Source organism: Rahnella victoriana (genome assembly GCF_021276285.1).
GTDB classification, from domain to species: domain Bacteria; phylum Pseudomonadota; class Gammaproteobacteria; order Enterobacterales; family Enterobacteriaceae; genus Rahnella; species Rahnella victoriana.
In genome coordinates this window covers 902,087-920,170 of record NZ_CP089919.1, presented here as the reverse complement: position 1 = coordinate 920,170, position 18,084 = coordinate 902,087, and the positions used below count along the sequence as shown (strand labels likewise).

Genomic DNA, 18,084 nt, shown 5'->3' with positions numbered 1-18,084 from the left:
GTCTAGAAAGCGCGTTGATAAGGCAGTATGCCGCTGGCCAACATTTCTTTCGTTCCGAGTGTTTGATTGTTCCCAAGGCCTCTAAGTTCAATATTGAATCCAATCTTATTGTCATACTTACTTTCTGACTTCACAGAATCGTAGTTGGTGATCTTACGTTCATAGCCAACATTGATAGCCCAACAGCATGTGTTGTATTGCAGACCAATCAGCTGGTCAGCCGGTTGCTGTGCTTTGGTATCGTAATAATAGGCACCGACAATGGCCCAGCGGTCAGCAATCGGCCAGCTGGCGATACCGCCGACCTGAGAGATACCGTCCTGATAACCCGGATGTCTGACGCTTGGCAATGTCGCCTGGATATATTCCGGGCTGGCGTAACGATAACTCAGCTGGATCATTTTCTCTGAGTCAGCACGGTACTCAAGCACCGCATCACCCAGGGAAACCGCATCGAGACGGGTATCGTATTGAATACCGCCACGGATGCCCCAGAAATTATCGATTTTGTAGTAGGTGTCACCGGCCCACACCAGGCTGCCTGTGTCATCATTTTTATCCAGCACGCTGTCCTGATCGCCGGTACGCGGCGGCTGGAAGTAATAAATCTGACCGGCCGAGGCGTTAAAGCGTTCTTCCAGATTGTCGTCGTAAATACGGGTGGTTAACCCACCGGCCACCTGGTTCGCTGAGGCGATACGGTCAAGGCCACTGTAACTCTTATCACGGAACAGACCGGTATAGTCGGACTGCAACAGGGTCGAGTCATAGGTATTGATCGAGCTCTGGTTACGGTACGGGATGTACAGGTATTGCACGCGCGGTTCGAGCGTCTGGGTATAGTCTGCGTTCCAGTCCATTGACCGGTCGAAGACCATTTTGCCGTCACTTTTAAACTCAGGCATCACACGGTTCACGGAGGAACGCAGTTTGGTGTCCGGATTATCCTCGTAATAATTGTCAGGAATATCCTGCTGATAGTGTGTCGCCATCAGCTTCACTTCGTTATCCAGACTTCCCCAACCGTTACTGAGCGGCAGGCTGAGCGTCGGTTCGAAGTGCGTTCGCACCGCTTCCGGGTTATCCGGGTTAACGCTGGTGAATTTCACCGCCTGACCATAAAGGTGCAGGTCGAACGGACCCAGGTCATTTTTGTAATAGTTGATGTCCAGCTGTGGCTGCGCACGATAGGCGTTCTGGTTACCGGCGTTCGAGAACACCTGGAACTGTTTACTGGCCAGCGTGACATCCCAGTTCTCATTGGCGTAACCCACGCTGAATTTCTGCGTGGCGTAGCCGTCCGTACTGGAACCGTAGGTGGAATCGAAATCGGTGAAGTAATACGGGTCGCTGACCTTGGTATAGTCAACGTTGAAACGCCACACCTTGTCGTAGACACCGGCATGACGCCAGTAGTACATCCAGCGTTTGGTGTTATCGCTGCTGCGGTTTTCATCATCTACAAACTGCTGATCGATTTTCTTATCGTTACCCAGATAATCGAACTCCATCAGACCGGCACCGGCCACAGTCAGATAACGGAATTCGTTCTGCAATTGCAGACCACGGGTACTCATGTAGTTCGGGGTAATGGTGGCGTCGTAGTTTGGCGCGATGTTCCAGTAAAACGGAACGGTGGCCCCGAAGCCGTTATTGCTGCTGTATTTAGCGTTCGGGATCAGGAAACCGGAACGGCGGCGGTCACCAATCGGTAACTGCATATACGGGCTGTAAAACACTGGCACCGGGCCGATGTGGAAGCGGGCGTTCCAGATTTCCGCCACTTCTTCCTGACGGTCCTGGATCACTTCTGAGCCGACAACGCTCCAGCTATTATCACCCGGCAGACAGGTGGTAAAGGTGCCGTTGTCCATGATGGTGTAGCGGTTGTTGTCACGCTGCTTCATCTTGTCAGCATCACCACGACCCTGACGTCCTACCATCTGATAGGTACCGTCCTGCACATCGGTATCTTTGGTGGTCAGGTTGGCAAAGCCTTTCGGGCCATTCAGCTTGATCTGGTTATCGTTATAACGCACGTTCCCGGTCGCCGTGGCGGTACGGGTGGGCGTTGGCTGATTGGGATTGGCGATTTGATTGAGCTGAACCTGATCGGCATCCAGCGTGCTGTTGCCCTGGACAACATTGACGTTGCCGCTGAACAGTGCGCTGTCAGGATAGTTACCGGTCGCCTTATCGGCGTTGATGGTGACAGGCAGTGAATTAGGATCACCCTGCACCAGAGGTTTGTCATAGGTCGGAACGCCGAGCATACATTGCGCTGCAAGGTCGGCCATTGCGCCGTGACTGTACAATACTGACCAGATTGTGGCGGCCAGCATTGTCGGTAAGCGTGTTTTCAGACGTCTGTTTTTCATACGTAAAATGGTGTTCCGTCATCAGAGGCATCATGCCGGCAAACGGTCAGAGACTATCTCACTCATCATGGTTGCGCTAGTGTTAAATCCCACCGGTTACGTTGCCGCCGTTAGGCACAACGATAAATGCCGGTTATGATAAAGCAATTTTTCAGCGACGGCATGGCGAATTGAGGAGTATATGCAGTATTGGGGAAAACTGCTCGGACTTATCCTGGGCTTATGGTCTGGTTTAGGCTTCTGGGGAATTGTTTCAGGGCTGTTGATAGGGCACATGTTTGACACCGCGCGTTCCGCGAAACGCCGGGGCTATTTTGCCGATCAACAGACACGTCAAACCATCTTTTTCCGCACCACGTTTGAAGTGATGGGGAATCTGACTAAATCAAAAGGCAGAGTTACCGAGGCGGATATTCAGATCGCCAGTCTTTACATGGAACGTATGCAGTTGCACGGCGAACAGCGTGAAGCCGCGCAGCGTGCCTTCCGCGATGGCAAAGAAGCGAATTATCCTTTGCGGGAAAAAATGCGTGAACTGCGCAGTGCATGTTTTGGTCGTTTCGACCTGATACGGACTTTTCTGGAAATTCAGATCCAGGCCGCGTACGCCGACGGTTCATTGCATCCCAATGAACGTGAAGTGCTGTATGTGATTGCTGAAGAACTGGGGATTTCCCGCATGCAGTTCGATCAGTTCCTGCGCATGATGGAAGGCGGACAGCAGTTCGGCGGCAGTCAGCAGGGCGGTCATTCCTATGGCGGCGGTTATCACCGGACACAGCAGGGGCCGACACTGGCCGATGCCTGTAAAGTGCTGGGCGTCAGCGCCACCGATGATGCGACCACCATTAAGCGCGCCTATCGCAAGCTGATGGGCGAACACCATCCGGATAAACTGGTGGCGAAAGGTTTACCACCGGAAATGATGGAAATGGCTAAAGAGAAAGCGCAGGCGATTCAGGCCGCGTATGACCTGATCAAACGCGAGAAAGGTTTTAAATAACATCGTTATAAAAAAGGCGTCCGTTGCAGGACGCCTTTTATTTATCGCTTCACCGTCGGTCAGTGATCAGAAACTTACCTTCACGCCTGCGACGGCCTGCCAGTAATCAACCCCTTCATCTTCAATTCTGTGCTGATACTGCACGCCGGTGTTCAGTGACACGTTCGGCGTCGGGTTATTGATAATCCCCAGATCAATCATGCCGGAACTGCCGGTCGCACCGCTGCGGAAGCTGTTGCTGACGTTGCTGTAGCTGTCACCGATATCCACCGCAGCGTCATCACTCAGGTCTTTAATGAACAGTGTATTCGCCGTCACCGCCCATTTACCGGTACTTGTGGTATCCCAGTCATAGCGGTAACGCATCCCCAGACGGGCGGTCGGACGGGTAATATCGTCGTAATGCACGGTCGTATTATCGATATCAGTGAAATCATCCACCTGCAGGCGCTGAATACCCAGACCGGCTAAAGGTGTGAATTCATGATTTCCCGCTTTGATTTTATAGCCCACATCCACAGAGCCGCCGAAGGAGGTCGCGCTGATGTCCGCCACTTCACTGCCGCGCAGGTCGGTCGACACATTGCCGTCGTAGATGGCGACGTCGGACGCCACATCCACCGTCAGACCGCTCACGTACTGATACGACAGCAGCGAAGAGAGTCCCCAGGTGGTGTATTGCGTTTTGCTGTTGCCGTCGGCGGCATCCGGCGTGACATCCAGATTGGCGCTGGACAGGCCGAGGCTCAGGCCCAGCGAATGGGTGTCATTCCCCAGTTGCATCACTTTGGCACCGAACAGCCAGCCTTCTTCTTTCTGGGTGTAGTCGTAGCCATAATTCATAAAGCCGAGTGATGAATGATAGTTATCTTCCCCGTTGAGATACTGGAAGAAGATATTCAGTTTCTTATCATCCTGCGCCAGCACCTGATTGCGGAAGGTTTCACTGACGCGGCTGTTGTAGCTCAGCAGGGCCGAAGGCAGGGACAGATAAGAAGGCACCTGCGGCGTGACGGCCGGACGTGCATTTTTCCCGCTGTCATCATCTGGCGTCGGTGCCGGCGGAACCGGTGTGTCATCGCCTTCATCCGGCGTATCGTCACCGTCATCCGGCGTTGGCTCAGGAACCGGCGTATCGTCGTCCCCGCCATCGTCTTCATCATCCGGCGTCGGTTCTGGCGGAACCGGCGTGTTATCGACCGGCACCGTATTGTCGCCTTCGGTCAGCATGTTGTTTTGCAGACGGTAATCCCAGAACTGATCGCCGCTGCCCGCCACGTCACGCTGTTCTTCAGAGCTGCGCCCCGGTGCGAAGGCATACAGGTTATACGCATAAGCGCCGCGCGCCACGTACTCGCCCGCCAGTCTGAAGCTGTCTTTGGTTGCCTTACCGGCCACCTGGATCAGCGACATGCCTTCCTGATTATCCGCCGCGCCATCGTTATCCGTATCGGTGAAGAAACCCGCCCCTGACGGCGTGACCTGAACAGTCACCGGCCCGGAGGAAACCATGTCGCCGTTGATCAGCAGCTTGTCGGTTTGAGTGAACGCCGGATCGAAATGCGTGCGCAGGCTGAGCAGGTTATTGCTGCCCGCCGCCAGGGTGCCGTTAACGGTTTGCGTGGCCGCAACAAAGGTGTCGCTCTCGCTCTCGTTTTCGGCTGGCCAGTGCGGCAGAAGCTGCACGTCATCTTTCAGGATGAGATCGGCGACGGTGTTGTTACCGGCCAGAACGGTGTTTTTCTCCATCGTGACGGTGGAGGCAAGGGAGCCGTTGAGGATCAGCGCGCCGCTGTAGATATGGGTGTCACCGGTGAAGGTATTCTCGCTGTTGATGTACAGCGCGCCCGGCGCCATTTTCTTCAGGGTGCCGTGACCGGAAATCGTGGCGTCAATCACCACGTCATTATTGCCGTCGGTGCTGGTGGTCTTGCTGTCGGTCTGATCGACAGAAATCACACTGTCAGCGGCGAGTTCCACCTTGCCGCTCAGATGCGATTTACTGTTCAGCATCAGGTTTGCCCGCTCGTTGAGCGTCACGTTGGCATCCAGCGTGGCGTGCTCGTTCACGCGCAGGGTGGCGCGGCTGGCCACATCCACATTGTTTATCGTGTAGGTTTCATCAATCCAGTCGTCGCTGAACACGACGTCACCGGCATGCGGGGTCGGACGACCGGCGAGTCTCATAATGCCATTTTGCACGGAGAGCTGATTCAGATCGGCACCGCCCGCCAGTTCCCAGACGCCTGCGGAGGAGTCCGGCGCATAATCGACGTTTAAATTTGACGCCGTTTCCTGACTGCCGAGATGGCCGACGAAGGTCTGGTTACTGCTGTTGTTCAGCGTCAGGGTACTGATCTGGTCTGCATTGCCGTTAATAATGGCGGCACCGGAATCACTGTGATTGATGCTGCTGAAAGCCATGTCATAGCCATTGAGATCCAGATTGCCGCCGCGATAACCAAAGTAAATGTCGCTGCCGGCAATCTGGTTTTCGCCGCCGATCTGCACGGTCGGGCGACCGCTGACAATGGTGACTTTGGAGAAGGCTTTTTGCTCACCGGCTTCATTGGCCTGCTGGGCCAACACCACCAGCCCGTCGCCGACGTTCAGCCCACCGCCGTTATTCCCCACGGCATTGACGTACAGCGTGCCTTCACCGATTTTATGCAGGGTGTCTCCGTCTAATCCATTGACTTCCCAGTCGACGGTTTTCCCCGCATCGACTTCGATCCCGCCGCCCACCCAGGTGCTGTCCGCCCCGTCGGCAGAGACGACGCGGTAATCGTTGGAAAACTGCAGTTTTGCCGCGCCGTGATTCACCGCGCTGTCGAGTACGATCAGGCCGCCATCACCGGCAAAGCGCAGGTCTTTGGAGGCATCGAGTTCATCATTGCTGGCCTGCGAAGGGAGTGCCGTGTTAACGCCGTGCCACTGCCAGCTGTTTTCGCCCTGGGTAATATTGGCCGCCGTCCAGTGAATGTCGCCATCGGCGGCGATATCGGTCACATCCGGATCGGTATTTTCAGCGATAACCCCCTTGAGGAAATTCAGCTGCATATCCAGCGTATAACTGGTGTACTCATACCCAGTCTTCCCTGTGCCACCCCAGGGTGAGACACCATAGATTTTCCACTCTTTTTCAAGGTTATCATACACGTAAAGTGGGCTTCCGCTGTCGCCGGCTTGTATCGCAGAACTGAATGGCTGAGCACGTGTGTCCGGCGGCCCGTAGTTTACCCAGCGCAGACGTGACGGTTCAAAGGTGGGATTAACCATCGTGCCGCCGCTTTTCCAATCGTAAGCCCCGGTGATATAGACGGGTTTCCTGGTGACCGGATCGACCTGATACTGCGTGCCTGAGCCAACCCGCGCAAAGTAAACATAACGCTCAGGGTTATTACGTACTTGCTGCGTATCCACCATTGGCACGGGTGCGGCTTCGGTCACGACTTTATTCAGGCGGGGAACATGAAAGTCTTTATCCCATGTTTCATAAGCTGGGTGAATATTTCGGCTGATTAACTTATAGGTGGTTCTGTATTTGGCGTGATTGCCAAAATCAACAGAGGTATAACCGGTATTATGGGCGACGCTGGCAACATAAGAGGGAGAAATTAATGTCGCGAATCCTAGGCTGTTGACGGCGCCAAAATCAGGCATAGGGAAATTAAGAATACCCGCGGACGTGCCATCCATTTTGAAAACTTCGATGTTTTCTTCACCGGGGAGGTATTTGCCCAGATTTTCAGCAAAGTCCCGGTAATCCTGTACGGCAACATCCTCGCGCATAATGCCTGCATCGGCGTCAAAAATCGCCAATGCAATTAAGCTACTGAGTAGCTTTGGTTTCCATGCCATTATATTTTCCCTGAGGGTGGAAATAATTAAAAAAGGAAGCGATGTTATCAGGCGTGCGGGTAATAATGACAGGGCATGAAATAAGAACAGGAGCGGGTATTATATTTTTTGGGAAAGTAAATTCTGATAAAACAACGCGATGGTAATGTAATACATATTACTTAATAATGATTGAAGCAATATGTATTATTTAAATGGTTAAAAGTCAGGCTCGCAGTGATAAACCAGCGGTGTATCCGTTATCGGGTGATAGAACGATAATTCCTGCGCATGCAGTTGCAAACGGTCTGCCGCCGCCAGCGCCTGCGGATGAGCATAGAATTTATCGCCCAGAATCGGATGCCCGAGTGCCAGAAGATGTACGCGCAACTGGTGAGAACGTCCGGTTATTGGCCGCAGTTTGACGCGGGTGGTGCCGTCATCGTCCCAGGACATCACTTCATACTGCGTCAGCGCTTTCTTGCCGGTCTCATGACAGACTTTTTGTTTCGGCCGGTTGGGATAATCGCAAATCAGCGGCAAATCGATAATGCCGTAATCTTCTTCAACCCGTCCCCAGACCCGCGCGATATACACTTTCTTGGTTTCGCGTTCACGGAACTGACGTTTCAGCTCACGCTCAGCGTCTTTTGTCAGCGCCACCACGATCACGCCGCTGGTGGACATATCCAGACGATGGACAGATTCGGCTTCAGGAAATTGCTGCTGAATGCGCGTCATCAGGCTGTCCTGATGCTCGGCCAGTTTGCCCGGCACCGAAAGCAGCCCGCTTGGCTTATTGACCACCATGATGTGTTCATCCTGAAAAATCACCTGTAACCAGGGATCGGTCGGCGGATTGTAATTCTCCAGCGGCCGGGTTTTCGATGGTTCAGGGATAGTCGGTTGATGTTCGCTCATAGCGGTTTCAGTCTGCGTTCGGGGTGAAATAAAGGAGGGATGCAGACCGGCTGCATCCCGTCGGGCTTACTGATGGCTGACCACCACCAGGCGGATCGCATCCAGACGCCAGCTGGCATCGTTCAGATTCGCCAGCACTTGCTTACGGTTCGAGTCTACCGATTCCAGTTCGTCATCGCGAATGTTCGGGTTGACCTCTTTCAGCGCTTTCAGGCGATCCAGCTCTTGGGTCAGCTGCTCGTCGGCTTCCACTTTGGCCGCTTCGATCAGCGCACGCGCCTGCTCAGCAATTTCGGCTTCCGCCTGTTGCAGCATGGCGTGAACGTCCTGTTGCACCGCGTTGACCAGCTTGCTGGAGTTATGACGGTTAATGGCGTTCAGCTGACGGTTAAAGCTTTCGAATTCGACCTGAGCCGCCAGATTGGTGCCTTTGCGATCCATCAGCATACGCACCGGTGTCGGAGGCAGGAAACGGGTCAGTTGCAGATGTTTCGGCGCCTGACATTCCACCACGTAAACCAGTTCCGCCAGCAGTGTACCCACCGGCAGGGCTTTGTTTTTCAGGATCGACACCGCACAGCTGCCGGTATCGCCGGACAGGATCAGATCCAGACCGTTACGCACGATCGGATGTTCCCAGCTGATGAACTGCGCATCTTCACGGGACAGCGCCTGTTCACGATCGAACGTCACGGTACAGCCATCTTCCGGCAGGCCCGGGAAATCCGGCACCAGCATGTGATCGGACGGCGTCAGCACGATCAGGTTATCGCTGCGGTCTTCCTGATTAATGCCGACGATATCGAAGAGATTCAGCGCAAAGTTCACCAGATTAACGTCGTTATCCTGCTCGCCGATTTCCTTCGCCAGTTGCTGCGCACGTTCGCCGCCGTTGGAATGCATCTCCAGCAGACGGTCACGGCCATTTTCCAGCTTCTCTTTCAGCGCGTCATGTTCTGCGCGACATTCGAGGATAAATTCGTCCAGACCCGTCTGCTCGGCAGGCGTGGCCAGGAAGGCGATCAGCTGCTCGTAGGCGCTGTCGTAAATGGTACGGCCGGTCGGACAGGTATGTTCGAACGCGTCCAGACCTTCATGGAACCAGCGCACCAGCACCGACTGCGCGGTTTGCTCGAGGTAAGGCACCATGATGTCGATATTGTTTTGCTGACCGATACGATCCAGACGCCCGATACGCTGCTCCAGCAGATCCGGGTTAAACGGCAAGTCGAACATCAACATTTTGCTGGCGAACTGGAAGTTACGGCCTTCGGAGCCGATTTCAGAACACAGCAGCACCTGCGCGCCTTCTTCCTGCGAGGCAAAATAGGCTGCCGCGCGGTCACGTTCGATGATCGACAACCCTTCATGGAATACGGCGGCACGGATCGCTTCACGCTCACGCAGTACCTGTTCCAGCTGCAAGGCGGTGGCGGCTTTGGCACAGATCACCAGCACTTTCTCGTCGCGGTTGGCGGTCAGATAACCGAGCAGCCATTCGACGCGCGGATCAAAGTTCCACCAGGTGGCGTTCTCGCCTTCGAATTCCTGATAAATCTGCTCCGGATACAGCATGTCATGGGCGCGGGCTTCGGCGGTTTTCTTCGCGCCCATGATGCCCGAGACTTTAATTGCGGTCTGATACTGGGTCGGCAGCGGCAGTTTCACCGCATGCAGGTGACGCTCAGGGAAACCTTTCACACCGTTACGGGTGTTACGGAACAGCACGCGGCTGGTGCCGTGGCGATCCATCAGCATGGAAACCAGTTGTTTCGCTGCGGCTTCGTCGCCTTTATTGGCGGCGGTCAGCAGGGCATCGGTATCGGCGTTGCCGACACTTTCACCCAGCAACGCCAGGGCTTCCGGCGTCAGCGGTTCTTTGTTGAGTAACAGCGTGACGGCATCGGCCACCGGCTGATACTGCTGTTGTTCTTCGATGAATTCTTCGTAGTCGTGGAAACGATCCGGATCCAGCAGGCGCAGACGCGCAAAGTGGCTTTCCTGACCCAATTGTTCCGGCGTGGCGGTCAGCAACAGAACACTCGGGATTTGCTGGGAAAGCTGCTCGATTACCTGATATTCGCGGCTCGGCGCATCTTCGCTCCACACCAGATGGTGCGCTTCGTCGACCACCAACATGTCCCACGCCGCATCGGAAAGCTGCTCAAGACGGGATTTATTGCGGCGCACGAAATCAAGCGAGCAGATCACCAGCTGTTCGGTTTCGAACGGATTCGTCGCTTCGTGGACGGACTCGGCATAACGGTCGTCATCAAACAGAGAGAAACGCAGGTTGAAGCGGCGCAGCATTTCCACCAGCCACTGGTGTTGCAGGGTTTCCGGCACCACGATCAGCACACGCTCGGCACGGCCGGACAGCAGTTGCTGATGGATAATCATGCCTGCTTCGATGGTTTTACCCAGACCCACTTCATCGGCCAGTAAAACGCGTGGCGCATGACGCTGACCGACTTCGTAAGCGATGTGCAACTGATGCGGGATCAGGCTGGCACGCATACCGCGCAGGCCGCCGAATTCCAGACGGAACTGTTCACGCTGGTATTTACGGGCGCGGAAACGCAGGGCGAAGCGGTCCATGCGGTCGATCTGACCGGCGAACAGGCGATCCTGCGGTTTGCTGAAAGTCAGTTTGCTGTCGAGCAGCACTTCGCGCATGGCGACGCCGGTTTCTTCGGTGTCCAGACGGGTGCCGATATAGGTCAACAGACCTTTGTCTTCAACGACTTCTTCGACCTGCAACTGCCAGCCTTCGTGACAGCTGATGGTATCACCGGGATTGAACATCACGCGGGTGATCGGGGAATCATTTCGGGCATACAAACGGTTTTCACCGGTGGCGGGGAAAAGCAGGGTGACCATGCGCACATCCAGCGCGACCACGGTTCCTAATCCTAATTCGCTTTCCGTATCGCTTATCCAGCGTTGACCCAATGTAAACGGCATAATCTCTCTCTGTGTTGTGTGCTCTGTATACGGCGACTGCGCAATGCTTGCTCAGCCCGCGATGTTTCACGGGCAATAGTTTTCTTTCCCCGCCAGATGGCGCGGAGTTGTTCACTGTGTGAGGATGATTCAGAAATGGGAAAGGGCGCTATGGTAATGGAAGGTAAGCGTTTCGTCACCTGTGAATCCCAAAGTGCCCCGTTTTTTGCTCAGAATAATCCCATCTGCCCTGTAATGAGTGTAGCAAAATCGTCGTGAAGGAAAGGTAAAATGCCATCGGCGACCGGCTCCAGCTGACGCTCGATATAATGGTCATAGTCGATGGGCGACTGACGGTTTTCCAGCGGTTCAGGGCCGGACGTGGTCATCACGTAGCTGATCCAGCCGCCATTCTGATACTGTTTGGCGCGACCGTGCAGCACATTATAGTCATCCGCCAGCCGCGCCGCGCGGACATGCGGCGGGACGTTTTTCTCATAATCGCTCAGCTTGCGGCGCAGGCGTTTGCGGTACACCAGTTTGTCATCAAACTCGCCGCTGAGCGTGCGCGCCACGTAATCGCGCACGTAATCCTGATACGGCTGGCGGTGAAACACCCGCTCATACAGCGCCTGCTGAAACTCCTGCGCCAGCGGTGTCCAGTCGGTGCGCACCGTTTCCAGCCCTTTATAAACGATGTGCTCGCCGTCGGCGTCTTTCACCAGACCGGCATAACGTTTTTTGCTGCCGGTTTCCGAGCCGCGAATGGTCGGCATCAGGAAACGCTGATAATGCGTTTCGAATTCCAGTTCCAGTGCGCTTTCCAGCCCGTATTCCTGTTGCAGATGGCCTTTCCACCACGCATTCACCTGTTCAACCAGACGGCGGCCAATCGCGTCGGCCTCTTCCTGCGAATGGGCTTTGTTCAGCCAGACAAAGGTGGAATCGGTGTCGCCGTAAATCACCTGAAAGCCTTCGGCTTCAATCAGCTCGCGGGTCTGACGCATGATGTCGTGACCGCGCAGGGTAATGGAGGACGCAAGGCGCGGATCAAAGAAACGGCAGCCGCTGGAGCCGAGCACGCCATAAAAGGCGTTCATGATGATTTTCAGTGCCTGAGACAGCGGTTTGTTTTTTTGCTTTTTAGCGTCTTCGCGTCCCATCCAGATCTGGCGGACAATTTCCGGCAGACAATGTTTTTCCCGCGAGAAGCGGGCGTTACGGTAGCCGGGCACGGAATGTTCGTCATCCGGTTGTTGCAGTCCGGCGACCAGCCCGACCGGGTCGATCAGAAAGGTGCGGATAATCGACGGGTACAGGCTTTTATAATCGAGCACCAGCACCGAATCATACAGGCCGGGGCGCGAATCCATCACAAAGCCACCGGGACTCATTTCGCCCTCTAATTCGCCCAGATTGGGCGCGACATAACCGGCGCGGTGCATGCGGGGTAAATAAAGATGGGTGAATGCCGCCACCGACCCGCCGCTGCGGTCGACCGCCAGACCGGTCACCGAGGCGCGTTCCAGCAAAAACGGCATCAGCTCGGTTTTGGCGAAAATCCGCGTGACCAGTTCGCAGTCTTTCAGGTTATAGCGTGCCAGCGCCGGTTTATCTTCACGAAAACGCTGTTCGATTTCGGCCAGCCGCTGATAGGGATTGTCGCTGGCTTTGCCTTCGCCCAATAAACTTTGCGAGACAAATTCCAGACTGAACGAGTTGAAGTTCCAGAATGCTGATTTCAGGGCTTCAATGCCGTCGATGATCAGGCGTCCGGCGGCCGCCGCAAAAAAGTGGCCCTGTTTGAAGCCGTGCTCGCGCCATTCCAGTTCACCGCCGCCGCGCCCGAATTTGAGCGGAATTTTGTAACGATCCGCGTGTTTCTGTAAAACGCGCAGGTCAAACTGCACCACGCTCCAGCCGATAATGGCGTCGGGATCGTACCTCTCCAGCCACTCATTGAGTTTTTCCAGCAACTGCGGACGGCTGTCGACGTACACCATGTTGAAATCAAACTGCGCGTCAGGCGCACCGTTTGGCGGGCCGAGCATATACACGTGGCGTTGGCCGCAGCCTTCCAGACCGATGCAGTACAGCTCGCCGTTGCCGCTGGTTTCGATATCCAGCGAACACAGTTTCAGCGGCGGACGGTAATCGTCGGCGGGCTTCATTTTGGTCTCCACCAGCAGATTTCCCGGCCCCGGTTTGCCGCTGAACCACACCGGCGCGGTGATATAGCGTTCCATCAGGAAACGTTCCGGCGGACGGATATCGGCTTCGAAAATGTTGACACCGCCTTCTTTCAGCAGTTTTTCCATCCGCATAAGCTGCCGGTGTTGCGGGCAATACAGGCCGAGAACCGGCCGCGAGCGGAAATCCTGTAACGGCAATTCACGCAGGCTGACATTTTTTTCATCGGCCAGCAGGCGTTCCGCTGTCGCACGCTGTTCCGCCGGAATAAACGCTACCGATTCCTGTAACGGCAGGCGCACTTTCTGCGGGCCTGCGTCCGTCGCCAGCCACAATTCCACCTCCGTACCGCGCGGCGTGTCGCGCCAGTGGCGGGTCAGCACAAATCCCTGACGCGGCGGGGTGTCAGTGTTGGCAGCAGCGGGACGGGCAATGGTGGAAGTAATAAGCGCCTCGGAACGGTAGAGATGAACAGATAAAGATCAGAAACAGAGTATGGTTATTTATACAGTCTTTGTCTACGACTCCGGACTCTGCCAAATACGCATACAATTACCCGGTTGACTGTGATAGTTCATGCGCTGACAATTCAGCCGCTTGATGTATTTACTACAATGAGAAGGCGTAAAACTCACAGTTGTCTCATTTATCTACGCAATTGGCGTAACAGAATTCTGGGAATTTATGGAAGCCTATCTACAACATCTGGTCGCTCAGTCGGTGGGCTTCGCATTAATTATTGTCGCTGTGGTGGCTTTCTTCGAGTCGCTGGCGCTGGTGGGGCTGATTTTGCCCGGCACTGTCATGATGGCCACGCTGGGGACGCTGATCGGCAGCGGTCAGGTGGGGTTGTACGAAGCCTGGCTGGCGGCAGGGCTGGGCTGTTTCTTTGGCGACTGGACCTCGTATTTTATCGGCCGGGGGTTCAAGGAGCCGCTGCACCGCTGGCGTTTCCTCAAACGTTACCAGTCATTACTGGATAAAACCGGTTATGCGCTGGATCGCCACAGTTTTGCCACGGTGATTATCGGGCGTTTTATTGGTCCGACCCGTCCGCTGGTGCCGATGGTCGCAGGTATGCTGAATCTGCCGCCGTATAAATTTGCGCCGCCGAATATCATCGGCTGTCTTTGCTGGCCACCTGTTTACTTCCTGCCCGGCATTCTGGCCGGTGTCGCCATTGATATTCCCGCCAGCCATAACAGCTCGGTCTTCAAATGGTTGCTGTTTACCGCGGTTGTGCTGATCTGGCTGAGTGCGTGGCTGCTGTGGCGCTGGTTCCGTGCTGGCAAAGCCTCGCCTGATGCGATGAGCAAATGGCTGCCCTTGCCGCGTTTACGCGTGGTGTGCGTACTGAGTCTGATCGCGACAGTGGTCAGCCTGGTGATGCTGAGCCAGCAACCCATGATGCCGGTTTACGGTCATTTGCTGTGGAAAGTGATCACCCGCTAAGCCCCGGCATAATCCCGAGAACTCTGGCTTCCGGCGCACTGCCGTCGGCCAGTGCCTGCGTCGGTCCGTCGTAAAAAATCCGGCCATCGACGATCAGTAATGTCCGTGGCGCAATCCGCGCGGCGTCATCCAGATTGTGCGACACCATCAGCAACGTGAGGTTGCGCTGTCCGCACACCCTGTCCAGCAAATTCAGCATCTCACTGCGCAGCGCCGGATCCAGTGCGGAGAAGGGTTCGTCGAGCAATAAGATTGGCTGGCTGCGCAGCAGGCAGCGTGCCAGTGCCACGCGCTGACGCTGGCCGCCGGAAAGCTGCGATGGCAGGCGATCCAGACACTCTTCCAGCCCGACCTGCCGGGCGATGTCTTCCAGTTCCTGCTTCTGTTGCGGGGTGAGTTTCAGCCCCGGATGCAGTCCCAGCCCCATGTTCTGGCGCACCGTCAGATGCGAGAACAGATTGTTTTCCTGAAATAACATCGAGACCGGGCGCTTCGCCGGTGGCGTGGCGCTGTGATCCGCGCCGTTAAGCCGGATTTGTCCGCTGACCGGTGCCAGAAAACCGGCGACCAGACTGAGCAGGGTGCTTTTTCCCGCGCCGCTCGGGCCGAGGATCGCCACCCGTTCACCGGCTTCGATCTGTAAATCGAAGCGCATCGGCAGATGTTCATACAAATACGTCAGTTTATTCAGCGTCAGCATGGCGGCCCGGCAGTTTCTCAATCAGGGTGAATAACAGAAAGCATAACAGCAGTAATAACAGCGCCGTCACCGCACCGTCCTGGCTGCGGTAAGAGCCAATCTGCTGGTACAGATAAAACGGTAAGGTGCGGAAATTTTCATTGCCGAACAAGGCAATCACGCCGAAATCCCCCAGCGACAGCACACAGGCAAACGCCAGCGCCTGGGCAATCGGGCGTTTCAGCGCGCTGAGTTCCACCCGGCGCAACCGCTGCCAGCCGCGCATATCCAGCGAAAGGCACAGCAGCGTGTAGCGTTCCGCCACATCGCGCATCGGATTATCCAGCACTTTCAGGGCGTATGGCACCGCCATCAGCGCATTGGTGAGGATCACCAGCGGCCACGGCGATTGCGGTAAACCGGTGGTATCGCCGAGCAGCAGGAAAAAGCCGGTCGCCAGTACAATGCCCGGCATGGCGAGGATCAGCATGCCGCTGAGATCCATCGCCTGCGCCCAGCCATTTCTCTGGCGTAAACGCAGCTCGCGGCTGCTCCACAGCAACATCATGGTCAGCAGCACACATAAGATCCCGCTACCGGCCGCGATACGCACTGACGTCCATAACGCCTGCCACAATGCAGGCTGTTGTAATACGCTGACCACCGCGCGGTTGATGCCATCGGCGATCACCGCCAGCAACGGCGGCAGGATCAGCAGCAACGCGAGGGCAATCAGCACGCCGTCGGCGATGCGACGCAGCGGCGAGTCATCCGGGTTACGCCAGCGCTGAGCATGCGTTTGTCCGACCGGCAACGCCTGACTGAGTTTCTGGCTGAGCAACACCAGCGCCAGACAACAAAAAAGCTGGATCAGCGCCAGTGTCGCGGCGCGGCTTAAATCGTAGTCGTAACTCAGCGCCTGATAAATTGCCAGTTCAATGGTGGTCGCCTGCGGACCGCCGCCCAGCGACAGCACGGTGGCGAAACTGGCGAAACACAGCATGAAAATTAAGGCGGCGGCGGGGAAAATCTGCCTGCGCAGCGCGGGCCACTCCACAAAGCGGAATTGCTGCCAGACGTTCATGCCCAGTTGCGCGGCGAGCTGGCGCTGCTCAACGGCGATATTCTCCAGCGCCTGCAATAACAGACGTGTCGCCAGCGGCAGATTGAAAAAGACATGCGCCAGCAAAATGCCCTGTAAACCGTACGGCGAGAAACGATAATCCATGCCCAGCCAGCCGCAAATTTGCGCCAGCCAGCCCTGTCTTCCGTAAACACTGAGGATGCCAAACACGGCGACTAAAACCGGCAAGACCAGCGTCATCGCGCATAAACGCAGTAACAGCTGACGGCCGGGAAAACGGCGGCGGAACAAGGCGCGTGCCAGTAAAATCGCGGGCAGCACCGAGCACAGCGCCGACAGCAGCGCCTGCCAGAAGGTAAAGCGGATCACATGCCAGAGATAGGGATCCTGCCACAGCGAGGCACCGCTGATCTGTGGCGCATGACGCCACAGAGAGCCGAGTGCCAGCGCCGCCACCAGCAGCATAGCCAGTGAGGCGATGGCACCGGGCCACAGCCAGCGCGGGATCAACGGCTGACGGCGTTCTGCCATGCCTGGATCCATTGTGCACGGTGAGTCGCGACGTCTTGCGCGCTGTATTGCAGAGATTTGGCCGGTACGGTCAGCTGTTTAAAGGCGTCTGGCAGCGGCGTATCCACCACCGGATACATCCAGTTGCCGGCCGGGATCACTTTCTGGAAATCTTCCGTGGTGATGAATTTCATGAAGGCTTCAGCCAGTTTCGGTTGCTTACTGTTCGCCAGCTGACCCGCCACTTCCACCTGCATGTAATGCCCTTCGGTGAAATCCGCTGCCGCGTAATTATCTTTCTTCTCCTCGACGATGTGATACGCCGGAGAAGTGGTATAGCTCAGCACCAGATCGCTTTCGCCTTTGAGGAATAACCCGTAGGCCTCGCTCCAGCCTTTAGTGACGGTGACGGTTTTCTTCGCCAGTTTTTGCCACGCCTGCGGTGCCTTATCGCCGTAGACTTTTTGCATCCACAGCATCAGGCCCAGACCCGGCGTACTGGTGCGCGGATCTTCGTAAATCACTTTCCAGTTCTGGTCACTGTTGATCAGCTCATCGAGGCTTTTTGGCGGGTTCTTCAGTTTGTTTTTGTCATAGACGAAGGCGAAATAGCCGTAATCGTAAGGCACGAAGGTGCTGTCATTCCAGCCGCCGGGGACGGTGAGTACGGCGTCGGTTTTCGGCGCTTTGGCGAATAAACCGGTTTGTTCAGCCGCCTGCAACAGGTTGTTGTCCAGCCCGAGGACGACGTCGGCCTGGCTGTTTTTACCTTCCATCCGCAAACGGTTCAGCAAAGACACACCATCTTCCAGCGCGACGTATTTCAGCTCACAGCCGCATTGGGCTTCAAAGGCTTTTTTGATCGCCGGACCCGGACCCCAGTCGGCAGAGAAAGAATCATAGGTATAAACCGTCAGAACAGGTTTTGCCGCGAAGGCAGGTGCAGAAAGTAACAGCAGGCAGGACAATAATTTTTTCAACTTTGCGCTCCAAAAAAATGAAAGGGCAAAGGATTTTGAGTAAGCATCGCGCAGTCTCAAATCCCTCCGCCGGGGTTAACCGGATCAGGTTCGACGGGTATACT

10 protein-coding genes are annotated in these 18,084 nt (G+C 55.6%); 2 read left to right on the top strand and 8 right to left on the bottom strand.

Annotated features, from left to right (window positions below):
- Positions 1 to 2: 2 nt before the first annotated feature.
- Positions 3 to 2,378, bottom strand: coding sequence for an LPS assembly protein LptD (lptD, locus tag J9880_RS04325; RefSeq protein ID WP_232770133.1), 2,376 nt, complete (start codon positions 2,376 to 2,378; stop codon positions 3 to 5).
- 181 nt (positions 2,379 to 2,559) lie between these two features.
- On the opposite strand from lptD, the gene djlA reads away from it, so the two are divergent.
- Entirely contained in the window at positions 2,560 to 3,381 is an 822-nt protein-coding gene (gene djlA, locus J9880_RS04320) for a co-chaperone DjlA (RefSeq protein ID WP_095924623.1), read from the top strand.
- Positions 3,382 to 3,447: 66 nt separating this feature from the next.
- On the opposite strand, the gene J9880_RS04315 is transcribed toward djlA, so the two are convergent.
- From J9880_RS04315 to J9880_RS04300, 4 genes are all read right to left on the bottom strand, one after another.
- Positions 3,448 to 7,242, bottom strand: coding sequence for a S6 family peptidase (locus J9880_RS04315; protein ID WP_232770132.1), 3,795 nt, complete (start codon positions 7,240 to 7,242; stop codon positions 3,448 to 3,450).
- Between the two features lie 198 nt (positions 7,243 to 7,440).
- Entirely contained in the window at positions 7,441 to 8,142 is a 702-nt protein-coding gene (gene rluA, locus J9880_RS04310; protein WP_095924624.1) for a bifunctional tRNA pseudouridine(32) synthase/23S rRNA pseudouridine(746) synthase RluA, read from the bottom strand.
- A 66-nt stretch (positions 8,143 to 8,208) separates the two neighbouring features.
- Positions 8,209 to 11,106, bottom strand: a complete 2,898-nt coding sequence (gene rapA / locus J9880_RS04305; protein WP_232770131.1) for an RNA polymerase-associated protein RapA — start codon at positions 11,104 to 11,106, stop codon at positions 8,209 to 8,211.
- A gap of 209 nt (positions 11,107 to 11,315) precedes the next feature.
- The gene (locus tag J9880_RS04300) at positions 11,316 to 13,658 is read right to left on the bottom strand and encodes a DNA polymerase II (protein WP_232770130.1); all 2,343 of its coding nucleotides are present in this window, start codon (positions 13,656 to 13,658) and stop codon (positions 11,316 to 11,318) included.
- 301 nt (positions 13,659 to 13,959) lie between these two features.
- On the opposite strand from J9880_RS04300, the gene J9880_RS04295 reads away from it, so the two are divergent.
- Entirely contained in the window at positions 13,960 to 14,727 is a 768-nt protein-coding gene (locus J9880_RS04295; RefSeq protein ID WP_095924627.1) for a DedA family protein, read from the top strand.
- Here J9880_RS04295 and thiQ read toward each other — a convergent pair.
- Genes thiQ through thiB form a run of 3 tightly spaced genes read right to left on the bottom strand, consistent with a single transcriptional unit; the run spans position 14,717 to position 17,980 of the window.
- Positions 14,717 to 15,427 (bottom strand): thiamine ABC transporter ATP-binding protein ThiQ, encoded by a 711-nt coding sequence (gene thiQ / locus J9880_RS04290; RefSeq protein ID WP_232770129.1) that lies wholly within the window; start codon positions 15,425 to 15,427, stop codon positions 14,717 to 14,719. The two genes, J9880_RS04295 and thiQ, sit on opposite strands and share 11 nt — an antisense overlap.
- Positions 15,411 to 17,021, bottom strand: coding sequence for a thiamine/thiamine pyrophosphate ABC transporter permease ThiP (gene thiP, locus J9880_RS04285; protein ID WP_232770128.1), 1,611 nt, complete (start codon positions 17,019 to 17,021; stop codon positions 15,411 to 15,413). The genes thiQ and thiP overlap by 17 nt, the downstream gene beginning before the upstream one ends.
- On the bottom strand, positions 16,997 to 17,980 hold the full coding sequence (gene thiB / locus J9880_RS04280; RefSeq protein ID WP_095924630.1) for a thiamine ABC transporter substrate binding subunit: 984 nt from the start codon (positions 17,978 to 17,980) through the stop codon (positions 16,997 to 16,999). The genes thiP and thiB overlap by 25 nt, the downstream gene beginning before the upstream one ends.
- Between the last annotated feature and the right edge of the window lie 104 nt (positions 17,981 to 18,084).

What these genes read in the sequence shown, in the direction of transcription:
- J9880_RS04295 (WP_095924627.1), top strand. Translation starts at nt 13,960, where the DNA reads ATGGAAGCCTATCTACAACATCTGGTCGCTCAGTCGGTGGGCTTCGCA.
- rapA (WP_232770131.1), bottom strand. Translation starts at nt 11,106, where the DNA reads ATGCCGTTTACATTGGGTCAACGCTGGATAAGCGATACGGAAAGCGAA.
- rluA (WP_095924624.1), bottom strand. Translation starts at nt 8,142, where the DNA reads ATGAGCGAACATCAACCGACTATCCCTGAACCATCGAAAACCCGGCCG.
- thiQ (WP_232770129.1), bottom strand. Translation starts at nt 15,427, where the DNA reads ATGCTGACGCTGAATAAACTGACGTATTTGTATGAACATCTGCCGATG.
- thiP (WP_232770128.1), bottom strand. Translation starts at nt 17,021, where the DNA reads ATGGCAGAACGCCGTCAGCCGTTGATCCCGCGCTGGCTGTGGCCCGGT.
- lptD (WP_232770133.1), bottom strand. Translation starts at nt 2,378, where the DNA reads ATGAAAAACAGACGTCTGAAAACACGCTTACCGACAATGCTGGCCGCC.
- J9880_RS04315 (WP_232770132.1), bottom strand. Translation starts at nt 7,242, where the DNA reads ATGGCATGGAAACCAAAGCTACTCAGTAGCTTAATTGCATTGGCGATT.
- djlA (WP_095924623.1), top strand. Translation starts at nt 2,560, where the DNA reads ATGCAGTATTGGGGAAAACTGCTCGGACTTATCCTGGGCTTATGGTCT.